Annotated in this window: 14 protein-coding genes; all 14 read left to right on the top strand. The window is 29.1% G+C overall.

All coding sequences use genetic code 11. The features are described 5' to 3' along the window. Window positions 1-19: 19 nt before the first annotated feature. The 14 genes from Q5O29_RS06220 (at window position 20) to Q5O29_RS06155 (ending at window position 13487) form a co-directional block, all read left to right on the top strand. On the top strand, window positions 20-190 hold the full coding sequence (locus tag Q5O29_RS06220) for a hypothetical protein (RefSeq protein ID WP_022212111.1): 171 nt from the start codon (window positions 20-22) through the stop codon (window positions 188-190). Window positions 191-254: 64 nt separating this feature from the next. Beyond that, the gene (locus tag Q5O29_RS06215) at window positions 255-863 is read left to right on the top strand and encodes a germination lipoprotein GerS-related protein (protein ID WP_022212110.1); all 609 of its coding nucleotides are present in this window, start codon (window positions 255-257) and stop codon (window positions 861-863) included. A 442-nt stretch (window positions 864-1305) separates the two neighbouring features. Further along, window positions 1306-1569, top strand: coding sequence for a hypothetical protein (locus Q5O29_RS06210; RefSeq protein ID WP_022212109.1), 264 nt, complete (start codon window positions 1306-1308; stop codon window positions 1567-1569). 8 nt (window positions 1570-1577) lie between these two features. Then, complete coding sequence (locus Q5O29_RS06205) at window positions 1578-1934, top strand: type II toxin-antitoxin system PemK/MazF family toxin (RefSeq protein WP_022212108.1); 357 nt, start codon at window positions 1578-1580, stop codon at window positions 1932-1934. A 309-nt stretch (window positions 1935-2243) separates the two neighbouring features. Next, window positions 2244-3068 (top strand): transketolase, encoded by an 825-nt coding sequence (locus Q5O29_RS06200; RefSeq protein WP_022212107.1) that lies wholly within the window; start codon window positions 2244-2246, stop codon window positions 3066-3068. After that, a complete protein-coding gene (locus tag Q5O29_RS06195) occupies window positions 3068-4012 on the top strand; it encodes a transketolase family protein (protein ID WP_022212106.1) in 945 nt (314 codons plus the stop codon). Before Q5O29_RS06200 ends, Q5O29_RS06195 begins: the two co-directional genes overlap by 1 nt. A 265-nt stretch (window positions 4013-4277) precedes the next feature. After that, window positions 4278-5129: a YitT family protein gene (locus Q5O29_RS06190; RefSeq protein WP_022212105.1), complete on the top strand. Its 852-nt coding sequence runs from the start codon at window positions 4278-4280 to the stop codon at window positions 5127-5129. A gap of 21 nt (window positions 5130-5150) precedes the next feature. Continuing rightward, window positions 5151-5990 carry a YitT family protein gene (locus Q5O29_RS06185; RefSeq protein ID WP_022212104.1) on the top strand — a complete coding sequence of 280 codons (840 nt, stop codon included), beginning with the start codon at window positions 5151-5153 and terminating at the stop codon, window positions 5988-5990. A gap of 105 nt (window positions 5991-6095) precedes the next feature. Next, a complete protein-coding gene (ftsE, locus tag Q5O29_RS06180; protein WP_022212103.1) occupies window positions 6096-6782 on the top strand; it encodes a cell division ATP-binding protein FtsE in 687 nt (228 codons plus the stop codon). After that, window positions 6772-7662: a permease-like cell division protein FtsX gene (ftsX, locus tag Q5O29_RS06175; protein ID WP_022212102.1), complete on the top strand. Its 891-nt coding sequence runs from the start codon at window positions 6772-6774 to the stop codon at window positions 7660-7662. The genes ftsE and ftsX overlap by 11 nt, the downstream gene beginning before the upstream one ends. A gap of 194 nt (window positions 7663-7856) precedes the next feature. Then, window positions 7857-9119 carry a S41 family peptidase gene (locus Q5O29_RS06170; RefSeq protein ID WP_022212101.1) on the top strand — a complete coding sequence of 421 codons (1263 nt, stop codon included), beginning with the start codon at window positions 7857-7859 and terminating at the stop codon, window positions 9117-9119. 18 nt (window positions 9120-9137) lie between these two features. Beyond that, entirely contained in the window at window positions 9138-10406 is a 1269-nt protein-coding gene (locus tag Q5O29_RS06165) for a PDZ domain-containing protein (protein WP_022212100.1), read from the top strand. A 121-nt stretch (window positions 10407-10527) separates the two neighbouring features. Then, on the top strand, window positions 10528-12495 hold the full coding sequence (uvrB, locus tag Q5O29_RS06160) for an excinuclease ABC subunit UvrB (RefSeq protein ID WP_022212099.1): 1968 nt from the start codon (window positions 10528-10530) through the stop codon (window positions 12493-12495). Between the two features lie 290 nt (window positions 12496-12785). Beyond that, entirely contained in the window at window positions 12786-13487 is a 702-nt protein-coding gene (locus Q5O29_RS06155) for a response regulator transcription factor (RefSeq protein WP_022212098.1), read from the top strand. Window positions 13488-13637 lie beyond the last annotated feature (150 nt).

Below are 13637 nucleotides of genomic sequence, written 5' to 3'. Positions count from 1 at the left end.
ATGACCTCTGGAGGAATGGGTGATAATAACATCACTGGTTGCTCAAGGTCATAGCAATATGGATTCAGCGTTATTAGGTACATATATTCATGGATTAGCAGCCAATATTATTCTTAGAGATAGATATTTTATTATAGCAGGACATTTAAATAGAAAGTATTCCCTTTGTGATGGAAACTCTATAAGTTAAATTATGAATAAAAAACCAAGTTGCATAATAATAGTATAATGAAGCAGGCAATTTGGGAGGAAATATGAAAAAGAAAATAATTATTATATTATTATTGGCAGTTCCTTTTATATCTATTTTATTTATCATTTTTTTCAGGGGTTTTTTAATGCCTTCAAATGAAGAAATAATTGAAGGATTAAAAAATATTAAGGCATATGAGGCTAAAGTACAATATGTTATGAAAAATGATAAGGGTGAAGAAATTGAGGAAACTAAACAATGGTATTCTGCAGATAAGGGGGTGAGGGTAGAATTTGGTGATGAGGTAACTAAGATATACAAGGATGAAAAAATATATGTCAAAGATACTATTAATGATAATGAATATGAATTAGGGCAAGATATGGATATAGTACATCCATTAGCTTTTATTAATAATATTTTAGCATATCCTATAAGGGAAGGAAGTATATCAGAGGGGCAAGAAGAGTGGGGAGATACCATATATATAAAAGCTGACGTGGAATTGTTTTTAAATAATATATATTTTAATAAAGCTACTATCTTTATTGATAAAAAGAATAGAGTACCAATAGGAATTGTAGTTTATGATAGAGAAGATAGATATGTATTAAGGATAATCTATGAACAGTTTGAAGAAGTAGAAAAAATAGATGATTCTTTATTATGATATAGAATAGAAAGTAGTTAACTTTAAAGGTTAAGTTTGTCTAGATAAACAAATGAACTTTTGTCTCTTTATTATAAAAAAGCAATAAGTATTAAAAAGATATTTACAGAAGAAGTGGAAATATTAAATCGATTAATAAACATACATAAATAAAAAGAAAAAATAATTAAGATAAATAAAATTTAAATAAGCCAGGTTATATTAATAGAAGTCGAATTATATATTGATAATACTTTCCATAGGAGAGTACATAAATCTTATTGTAATTTATTTAAAAATAATGAATTAATTAGATAAAAGTTTTAGAAAAAGCATAATATTTTATAAAATATACAAAAAAAGGCGAAAAGTTAAAAATAATATTATTTTCTATTTACAGACTAGCACAAATTGAAATATAATTTTCTAAAGGATAAAATTATGTACTCTTAGGAGGACAAGTATGTCAGATAAATTTGAAAATCAAATCTTTAGAAAAATAAATGAAGATTTTGATAAAAAAAATAGGAAATATATTAAGGAAAATTTAATAAAATATGATGAGAAGAAATATGAAGGAGAGTTTCTTGAATTAATGAGGATAGGGTATGAAGAAATGTCAGATATTAATTTAGAACTTTCAAAGGCTATTGATTTCTCAAAGGGAAATGTACAATATAAATTTGACGATATTTGCGAATATGAGAAATGGCTTTGCGGAGTGTGAGAATTTAAATGGCGACTATAGTAGTAAAAAGAGGGGATATTTTTTATGCAGATTTAAGTCCAGTTATAGGCTCAGAGCAAGGTGGAATTAGGCCAGTTATTATAATACAAAATGATATAGGAAATAAATATAGTCCTACTGTTATTGTATCAGCAATAACTTCACAAATTAATAAGGCTAAACTTCCAACTCATGTGGAGATTTCTTCAGTTGAATATGGATTAAACAGAGATTCAGTAGTGTTATTAGAACAAATAAGGACTCTTGATAAAAAGAGACTGAAAGAAAAGATTGGACATATGACAGATATTGATATGAAAAAAGTGGACAAAGCATTGCTAATTAGCTTAAATTTAGATAAGTAGTAGTAAAAGATAATGAAAAGGCAGAGTTAAAATGACTCTGCTTTTGTTGTATAAATAATACATATAAACAGTAATTGTACATATAAAAATAGGTAGGGTGAGATTAAAGTGATACACAATATAAATTAAATAATAATAAAAGTATACACTAATCAAAATAATAGTATATACAAAGAGTGATTCATATGATAGTATAAATTTAAAGAATAAAATGACGTATTAATACAAAGCTTAATTTATATGATCTGTATCATTTATTATGAATAATTAATAATTTATATATTAAGAATTAATTGAGGAGGATACACAATGGCAAAGAGTTTAGACGAATTAAAATCAATATCTACAGAAATTAGAAAAGACATAGTGAAGATGCTTACTGAATCAGCATCAGGGCATCCAGGAGGATCATTATCAGCTACTGATATTATGACTGTATTATTTTTTAAGGAAATGAATATAGATCCTAACAATGAAAAGGATCCAAATAGAGATAGATTTGTTTTATCAAAAGGCCATGCTGCCCCTGTACTTTATAGTACTTTAGCTAGAAGAGGATATTTCCCAGTAGAAGAATTATCAACTTTAAGAAAGTTTAAATCAAGATTACAAGGTCACCCAAGTATTCAATATTTACCAGGAATTGATATGTCAACAGGATCATTAGGACAAGGGATTTCTGCAGCAGTAGGAATGGCTTTAGCTGGAAAGATAGATAAGAAGGATTATAGAGTTTATACAATATTAGGTGATGGAGAATTAGAGGAAGGTCAAGTATGGGAAGCTTCAATGTGTGCAGCACATTATAAGTTAAATAACTTAACAGCTTTCATTGATTTTAATGGATTACAAATTGATGGAGATATAACAAAAGTTATGAATCCTTGTCCAATAGATAAAAAATTTGAAGCTTTTGGTTGGAATGTTTTAGTTATTGATGGTCATAACTATGAAGAAATTATAGATGCTATAGAAAAAGCAAAAGAGTGTAAAGATAAGCCTACGGCAGTAGTTTGTAAAACAATCAAAGGAAAAGGCGTATCATTTATGGAAAACCAAGCTGAATGGCATGGTATAGCACCTAGCAGAGAGCAATGTGAAGCAGCATTAAAGGAATTAGGAGGGGAAAATTAATGAGTAAAAAGATTGCAACAAGAGAAGCATATGGAAAAGCTTTAGCAGAATTAGCTAATACTAATGAAAATATAGTGGTTTTAGATGCAGATCTTTCAAAGTCTACAAAAACTTCAGAATTTAAGGCTATATGTCCAGAAAGATTCTTTAATATGGGAATTGCAGAAGCAAATATGGTGTCAGTGGCAGCGGGGCTTTCTACTTGTGGAAAGATTCCTTTTGTAAGTACATTTGCTATGTTTGCAGCAGGAAGAGCATTTGAACAAATAAGAAATGCAATTTGCTATCCAAGATTAAATGTAAAAGTGTGTGCTACTCATGCAGGTATAACAGTTGGAGAAGATGGTGCATCACATCAAACAGTGGAAGATTTATCATTAATGAGATCAATACCTAATATGGTAGTTATTTCACCATCAGATGCTGTTGAGACAAAAGCAGCAATAGAAGCAATAGCAGAGTATAATGGACCTTGCTATGTAAGATTAGGTAGAGCGCCTGTTAATGTTATAAATGATGAAAATAATTATAAATTTGAAATTGGTAAAGGTGTACTTTTAAATGAAGGTACAGATTTAACAATAGTAGCTACAGGAATAATGGTGGATGTTGCTTTAGAAGCTAAGGAAATCTTAGCATCACAAGGAATTTCTGCAAGAGTTATTAATATCCATACTCTAAAACCGATTGATTCAGACATTTTAGTAAAGGCTGCTAAGGAAACAGGAGCAATTGTAACAGTTGAAGAACATAGCATAATTGGTGGGCTAGGTTCAGCAGTATCAGAAGTTTTAGATGAAGTTTGTCCAGTGCCAGTAGTGAAGGTTGGTATTAATGATCAATTTGGTCAAAGTGGAAAACCAGATGAATTATTAGAGTACTATGGATTAACAGCTGCAAATGTTGTTGAAAAAGTTAAAAGAGCTATTGAATTAAGAAGATAGTTTAAAATCTTATTGATATAGATGGCAGATCAAAATGAAATATTTTTGATTTGTCATCTTTTTATAATTAAATATATAAATTTAAGATTAGTTTTATAAGTAAAACCATGATTTTAATTACAATTTCATAATTCGTATATCATGAACTAGTTTTTATAAAAGTTTATGATATAATTGTTCATTGGAATAATATTCAATGTAAATGGGATAAAAAGAGGTAAAAGAGGAAACATAATTATAGTAATTTAAATAATAGGAGTATATTATGAACAAATATAATTTAAGAGATTTTATATTAATCACTTTTGGTGTATTTCTTGTAGCAGTATCGGTAGTATACTTTTTTCAACCTAATAACATTGCTGCAGGAGGCTTAAGTGGTATAGCAATAATAATTAATAATTTCGTTCCAGAAATACCTATAGGACTATTGGTATTAATGATGGATTGTATTTTATATATAGTTGCTTTTTTGGTGATAGGAAGTAAATTTGGTGGAAAGAGCATTTATGCTAGTCTTACTTTGTCAGGATTTATGTGGCTTTTAGAAAAAGTATTTCCTTATGAAGCAACTAATGATCTTATGCTAGCAACTATCTTAGGAACAATAATTTCTGCATCAGGCTTAGCAATTGTATTTAACTGCAATGCATCTACAGGTGGGACTGATATTTTGGCAAAGATATTACATAAATTTTTACATTTTAATATAGGAAAATCACTGTTGATAGTGGATTTTATAGTTACATTAGCAGGAGCAATGACCTTTGGAGTACAAAAGGGATTATATGCAGTATTAGCAGTAATAATAAGTGGCTTTGCTATAGATAAAGCCATTGCTGGTTTTAATATTTGTAATGAAGTTACAATAATAAGCAAGGAAAGTAAAAAAATAAGTGAATTTATTTTAAATGATTTAGAAAGAGGTTGCACTTTTATTAATGGTATAGGAGGATTTACTGAAAAGCAAACTACTATACTTTACACTGTTATAGGTAGAAGTGAATTTATTAAGCTTAAGAGATATATTAGCCAAATAGATAAGAGTGCTTTTATAACTGTCAGTGAAGTAGCTGAAGTTATGGGAGAAGGCTTTAAAGAAATTAATGGAGAATAATTAAAGGTTAGGGTGGTACAAATGAAAAAAATAAGGGAGTATGCATTAACAACATTAGGAATAGTATTAACAGCAATTGGACTGGAATATTTCTTATTTCCAAATGATATAGCAGCTGGTGGGGTTTCAGGTATAGCTCTTGTAATTAATGGAATTACAGGTTGGAATATAAGTATAATGGTATTCATATTAAATATTATTTTATTTATTGTAGCTTTTGTGGTTTTAGGAAAAGGATTTGGTGGAAAAAGTCTGTATGCTACTGTGATACTTTCTGTAGTTATGGAAATAATTGAGAAAGTGTTTAACCCTGTAATGTTAACAGAAAACATGTTTTTAGCTAGCTTTTTTGGTTCAGCACTTTTAGCAATGGGATCAGCAATAGTATTTCATCAAGGTGCATCAACAGGAGGAACCAGTATATTGGCAGCTATAATAAGCAAATTCACACCTTTAGGTGTTGGAACAGCATTATTATTAAATGATTCAATTATATGTCTTTTAGCAATTAATGTTTTCGGTATAGATAAGGGACTATTTGGTTTCTTTAGTTTAATATTAATAGGACTTCTTATTGATAAGTTTATTGATGGGTTTAATACATGTAAGCAAGTGTTTATCATCACTAGTAAAGCTGATATGGTAGTTAACTTTATAAATAAAGATATAAATAGAGGGTGTACAGTGTTAAATGGAAAAGGCGGATATACTTATAGTGAAGTAAATATTGTTTACACTGTGCTTAGTAATAATCAATTTATTACATTAAAGAACTTTATTAAGGAAAATAATCCAGAAGCATTCATTACAGTAAATGACTCAAAAGAGGTGTTAGGATTAGGATTTAATGATAATTACTAAAAAATTGGATAATGATAAATAATTAGGTACATTGTTGGTCAATAGGATTTTCTGTGATATAATCAATTTAGAGTTTTTGAGAAAAGAATGATACGAGGTGTTTTAATGATAGAATTTAATAATGTATCCAAGATATATAACAACAATGTAAAAGCGTTATCAGATGTAAGTGTTAAAATAAATTCAGGAGATTTTGTATTTTTAGTTGGACCTTCAGGGTCAGGAAAGTCAACTTTTATAAAAATGCTATTAAAAGAAATTGAACCTACAATGGGAAATATAACTGTTGCAGATAGGAATTTATCAGAAATAAAAAGAAATCAAGTGCCATATTACAGAAGAAAGATAGGTATGGTGTTTCAAGATTTCAGACTTATACCAACATTAAATGTTTATGAAAATGTTGCTTTTGCCATGAGAGTTGTGGAAGCATCTCAAAAGGAAATAAGAAAGAGAGTACCAATGGTTTTATCTCTTGTTGGATTATCTCATAAATATAAAATGTTCCCTAATGAATTATCAGGGGGAGAGCAACAGAGAGTATCATTGGCTAGGGCTATAGTGAATAATCCATCTGTACTTATAGCTGATGAGCCTACTGGTAATCTAGATCCAGATACAGCAAAAGAAATTATGGAATTATTAGAAGATATAAATAAATCTGGTACAACAATAGTTATGGCTACTCACGCTAAGGATATAGTTGATAATATGAAGAAGAGAGTTATAGCTATAGAAAAAGGTTCTATAGTAAGAGATGATAGAAAGGGGATGTACGAAAATGAAAATTAATACAATAAATTATTTTATAGTAGATGCCCTGAAAAGTATAAAACGTAATATAACAGTTAGTTTTGCTGCAATGTTAACTGTATTAGTAACATTTTTTGTATTAGGTACATTTACTTTAGTTGGTTTAAATTTTAATAAGACTATAGAAGATGTAGCTGATAAGATAGAAATAAAAGTTTATTTACAAGATGATATAAAGCTTGTAAATAAAAGGGAAGTAGAAATTAAATTATCGGAGCAGGATGGAGTAAAAGCAGTAACTTATGAATCAAAAGATGAAGCCTTTACAAAACTTAAGAAGGATTTAGAAGGAAATAGTGGTATGCTTGAAGGATATAGCCTTGAAAATAATCCACTAGCAAGTTCATATATAGTTACTCTAGAAGATGCATCATATGCAAGTAATGTAACTAAAGCAGTAGAAGATATGACAGGTGTGGAATCTGTTACTAATCAACAAGAATTAATTGAAAAAATAAGCAGAGTAGTTGATTTTGTACAAATATTAGGAGTAATATTATTCTTTGTATTTATTGGAGTATCAATATTCTTAATAATGAATACAATCAAATTAGCTGTATATTCAAGAAGAAGAGAAGTAGGAATAATGAAGTTTGTTGGAGCAACAGATTGGTTTATAAGATGGCCATTTGTTATTGAAGGTATAATCATTGGAGCCATTGGTTCATTGCTTGCAACAGCAGTACTATACTTTATCTATAGAGGTGTATTTGGATTTATAGCAAGTAACCTTTTAATAGCTAACTTAGTTCCAGTATCATTTGTATTAACAACTTTATTAGGAGGATTCTTATTAGGTGGAATAGTAGTTGGAGCTATTGGAAGTATAGCTGCACTAAGAAAATTCTTAGTTGTATAAAAACTAAATATTGAAAAATAAATTAATAAGGAGCTGTATGATATTTATAGCTCCTTATTTTTATTAAAAAATAAAAAAAATATAGATAAATAAAAAAGAAGCTTAACATTTATTTAAATTAATATTATTATTATATAAGATATAGATATAAAAAGCATAAAGCTATTGAACATACATTGAAAGGAAGTAGGACAATGGAAAATTTTAAGAGAGAGGAAAAAGAGAGTAGGAAAGATAAATTTAAATGGTTAAAGGTTGCTGCCATAGCTGTATTATTTGTAGGAACAGGAATTGGAATGTTTTATGGAGGTAATATTGCAGCAACTAAAGGATTTATTTTAACTGGAGTTCCTGAAAAAGCTGCTGGGGACTTAGGAAAGATAAGTGATGCAAATAAATATAGTGACTTATTTGAACTTAGAAGCCTGCTTATGGCAAAATATGATGGAGACATAGATGATACTGTACTTTTAGAAGGTGCTATGAAAGGAATGGCATCTGCTTTAGGTGATCCATATACTGTTTATATGAATTCAGATGAATATAAGAATTTTATAGAATCAAATAATAATTTTTATGGAATAGGAGCACAAATTGGTGTAAGAGATGAAAAGGTGGTAATAATATCACCAATTGAAGGTTCACCAGCTGATAGAGCGGGAATAAAGGCAGGAGATGTAATTTTACAAGTTGATGATTATGAAGTTACTGATGCCAATAGTGAAGAGGTAGTATCAAGAGTTAGAGGAGAAAAAGGTGTTTCAGTAAAGTTAATTATAAAAAGAGGAGAAGAGACTTTACAATTTGACATAGTAAGAGAAGAAATTCAAAGTGAATCAGTAAAAGGTGAAATATTAGAAGGTAATATTGGGTATATTCAAATTACTACTTTTAGTGATGAAGATGTAAGTGTTAAATTTACAGAAAAGCTCAATGAATTAAAAGAAAGTGGAATGGAAAGATTAATATTAGACCTTAGAGGAAATCCAGGAGGATATTTAGATAAATGTGTTGAGATAGCATCTAACTTTATTCCAAAAGGAGAGATGATTACTTATACCATAGATAAATATGATAATAAGCAAGTTTCTTTATCTCAAGGTGGAAATACAATTGGTATGCCATTAGTGGTATTAGTAAATGGTGGAAGTGCCAGTGCATCAGAAGTTGTTACAGGAGCATTAAAAGATAATAATGTAGCAACAGTTATAGGAACTACAACATTTGGAAAAGGTATAGTTCAACAGCTTATTCCTTTTGTACAAAGTGACGGAGATACTGGAGCTATTAAAGTAACAACATCAAAGTATTATTGTCCTAATGGAGAAAATATTCATGGTAAAGGTATTGAGCCAGATATTAATGTAGAATTAAGCGAAGAAGTGTTAAGTCAAGAGTATAGTAGGGACATTGATACACAATTCCAAAAGGCATTAGAGGTAATAAGACAAAAATAGTAACTTAGGAGGCTACAAATGGAGCTGATAACATATAGTCTAAGAACTGTAGCAAAAGCAATAATTGAACCAACATATTTACTAATGCTTATAGTATTTGGAATAATATTTTATTTAAAAAATAAAAAGACTGCAATTATACAACAAATGACAATAGGAGAAGTAATTGATACTCCCCTAGAATTAACATTATCACAAATAGTGATAGGTATATTAGCAGGAACAATAGGAAGTGTTATATTAGCTATATTAGGTATTAGTTTTGGCAATAATTCAGGTATAGAATTTATTTTTATAACATCAATAGTACTATTGAGCATAAGGCCTAAGCTTGTATGCTTTGCTTATTCTGGAGCATTACTTGGAGCAGTGAGTATGATATTAAATATAATATTAAATAGCATTGGTATGAAGTCATATATCAATGTAAATATACTTTCATTAACTAGTTTTATAGCGGTTTTACACATTATGGAGGGCATCATTGTAATGGTAGATGGAAGTAGAGGTTCAATTCCGGTATTCAGTAATAGGGAAAACAAAATAGTTGGTGGATTTTCATTTAATAGATACTGGGCTATACCCATAGCTGTGATGATAATGATTAGTGGAGAGTCTTCAGGAACAGGAATAATTTCAGCACCAACATATAGTTGGTGGCCTATTATTAAAGATTTTAATTTAACAGCAATTTTAGCTACAGCATCTTTAATGTTTGCTCCTTTTTATGGTGTAATAGGTTATAGTTCTGTTACCTTTACTAAAAGAAAAAAGGAAAAAGTACTAGGAGCAGGGATAGGAATATTATTATATGGAATATCATTACTTATTGTTTCACAATTATGTAGTATTGGATTAGTTGGAGAAATAATAGCATTAGTTTATATGCCATTAGCACATGAGTTATTGATTAAATTTGAAAGAATGAAAGAAAAAAATGGAGAATACTTATATGTAAGTGGTGAGGATGGTATATCAATACTTGAAGTAGCACCTAATTCTGTGGCTTTTGAAGCAGGAATTAGAAGAGGTGATAAAATTTTAGCTGTAAATGGTGAAGCTGCAACTTCAGAGGTAGATATATTAAATGCTGTTAAAGAAGCTAAGTCTACTTTACCTATTAAAATAAAAAGTAGATACGGTAAGATAAATGATTATATATTACAATTAGGGAATAGAAGGTTGGGAGTATTATTAGTTCCTCGTATGATAAAAGATGAAAGTAGAATTGATATAAGCAGTGATGAATTTAAAAGAATATTAGAGCAATTAAAAATCAAAAAATAGTGATTGCATTTGCAATTGCTATTTTTTTATAGCTTAAATTTAGATGTTAATAAATTTTACAAAATGTTAATAATAAGTAGAATAGATATATAGTATTAATTATGACGGAGTTGATAAAAAAATGAATAAATTTAAGATACATTCAAAATTTAAACCAATGGGGGATCAACCTAAAGCCATTGATTCACTAACAGGTGGAATAGAAGAAGGACGAGAATTTCAAACACTATTAGGGGTTACTGGTTCAGGAAAAACCTATACCATGGCCAATATTATCGAAAGGGTTCAAAAACCAACTATAGTATTAGCACATAATAAAACTTTAGCAGCTCAATTATGTTCTGAATTTAAAGAATTCTTTCCAAACAATATAGTTGAATATTTTGTATCATATTATGACTACTATCAACCAGAAGCTTATGTGGCTTCCACTGATACATTTATAGAAAAAGATGCATCTATAAATGATGAGATAGATAAGCTTAGACATGCTGCTACATCAGCGTTATTAGAAAGAAGAGATGTAATTATTGTTGCATCAGTTTCTTGTATATATGGATTAGGTAATCCAGAAGAATATAAAAAGCTTACAATATCTTTAAGACCAGGAATGGAAAAAGATAGAGATGAAATTATAAGAAAGCTTATAGATATTCAATATGAAAGAAATGATATAGACTTTTCTAGAGGTACATTTAGAGTAAGAGGTGATTCTTTAGATATAGTTCCATCATCATCATCTAATAATGGAATAAGAATAGAGTTCTTTGGTGATGAAATTGATAGAATAAGAGAATTTGATGTGTTAACAGGGAAGATAATTGGAGATAGAAAGCATGTATCAATAACTCCAGCATCTCACTTTGCTGCTTCACAAGAAACAATAGATAAAGCAATTAATGTAATAGAATATGAATTAGAGGAAAGATTAAAAGAGCTTACATCACAAGATAAACTTGTGGAAGCTCAAAGGTTAAGACAAAGAACAAACTATGATATTGAAATGATTAAGGAAATGGGATATTGTAGTGGTATAGAAAATTATTCTAGAATTCTTGATGGAAGAGCGCCAGGAACGCCACCACAAACATTGTTAGATTATTTCCCAGATGATTACTTAATGTTTATTGATGAAAGCCACGTTACATTACCACAAGTTAGGGCAATGTATGCTGGAGATAAATCAAGAAAAGATAACTTAGTAGAGTATGGATTTAGACTTCCATCAGCTTATGATAATAGGCCATTACAGTTTAAAGAATTTGAGAATAAGATTAATCAAGTTATTTTTGTTTCTGCTACACCAGGCCAATATGAGGTAGATCATTCAACTAATATAGCAGAGCAAATAATACGTCCAACTGGACTTATAGATCCTGAAATAGAAATAAGACCTGTAAATGGTCAAATTGATGATTTATATGAAAGTATCTTAGAAACTACTAAGAGAGGATTTAGGACATTAGTTACTACATTAACTAAAAAGATGGCAGAAGATTTAACTAAGTATCTTACTGATATTGATGTGAAGACAACATATATGCATTCTGATATAGATACAATTGAGAGAATGGAAATAATTAGAGACCTAAGACTTGGTAAGTATGATGTGCTTGTGGGAATTAACCTTTTAAGAGAAGGGCTTGATATACCAGAAGTTGCTTTAGTGGCAATTTTAGATGCTGATAAAGAAGGATTCTTAAGATCAGAGACATCTATGATACAAACAATAGGTAGAGCAGCTAGAAATGCTGAGAGTAAGGTTGTTATGTATGCTGATAGCATAACTGGATCTATGGATAGAGCCATTAAGGAAACAGAAAGAAGAAGAAAGATTCAAATGGATTATAATAAGGAGCATGGCATAATACCTAAGACCATTAAAAAGGATGTAAGAGACGTTATTGGAAGTATAATGGTTACAGAAGAATCTGAAACTTATGAAGTTGATAGCACAGGATTATCTGAAAATGATAAGGTTAAATTAATAAAGGAATATACTGATGAAATGAAAGATGCTGCTAAGAATCTTCAATTTGAAAGAGCTGCAGAACTTAGAGATATGATTAATGATTTAAAGGAAAAATAATTTCCTAGGAAATTGCATTAAGTATTTTTATGAAAGTCATTTAAAAATCTCATAATTAAAATAATTGTATATATGATATACTGTGTTTGAACTGTTTTGAAAACTTAATGAATAGATATAGTTTCAATATATCCATTCATCATAAATTTCATAACAAATATATATTGAGGCTATCGCTAACGGATTTTTTTATCCGCTATTGCGACAGCCTCTTTAGTAATACTAATTTATAGAGATATAATTTTTTGATATAATTTATATAATTATTTGTTATAGAGGATGGAGAATTTATGAATGCAAGTAACAAAATATTAGTAGTTGAAGATGACTGGGATATAAATGCGCTGTTATGTAAGATACTAAGTCAAAATGGATATGATGTAAGAGGGGCATATTCGGGATCAGAAGCAAAGATGTGCATTGAGAAAAGTCAATATGATCTTATAATTTTAGATTTAATGTTACCAGGGATATGCGGAGAAGAGTTAATAAAGGAAATTAGAAAGAATTATTTAATGCCAATAATAGTGGAGTCAGCTAAGATAACTCCAGAAGATAAGATTGGAGTATTAAAAATGGGGGCTGATGATTTTATTAGTAAGCCATTTGATATAAATGAAGTTTTGGCTAGAGTAGAGGCACAATTAAGAAGGTATAAAGCATTTTCTAGTTCTAAAACAAATAGCAATAATAAATTAACTCATAAAAATTTAACTTTAGATATAGATAGTAGACAAGTACAGGTAAATGGAATAAACATAAATTTAACAGTTAGAGAATTTGATATATTAGAACTATTAATTAGTAATCCTAACAAAGTGTTTACAAGGGCAAATTTATTTGAGGCAGTTTGGAAAGATGAATTCATTGGAGATTATAATACTGTTAATGTACATATTAGTAATTTAAGAGCCAAGATATCTAAGATAGATAAGGAAAATGAATATATACAAACAGTATGGGGAATTGGATTTAAATTAAAGTCTGAATAGTTAATATTTGTAGGAAAGAAAATTACAATAGGAAATAATATATTTAAAAAATGTAATTATACAATTTAAATAGTGGTTGGTAGAAAATTTAATGAGTTCTACCAACCATTTTTTAAAGTACAGGAAAGTATAAAATTTTCGATGGCTGAA

It is taken from the genome of Clostridium sp. CAG:265 (assembly GCF_000436575.1).
Taxonomy (GTDB): Bacteria; Bacillota; Clostridia; order Clostridiales; family Clostridiaceae; genus Clostridium; species Clostridium lentum.
The sequence above is the reverse complement of the archived record's forward strand: the minus strand, read 5'-3'. Positions and strand labels throughout refer to the sequence as shown.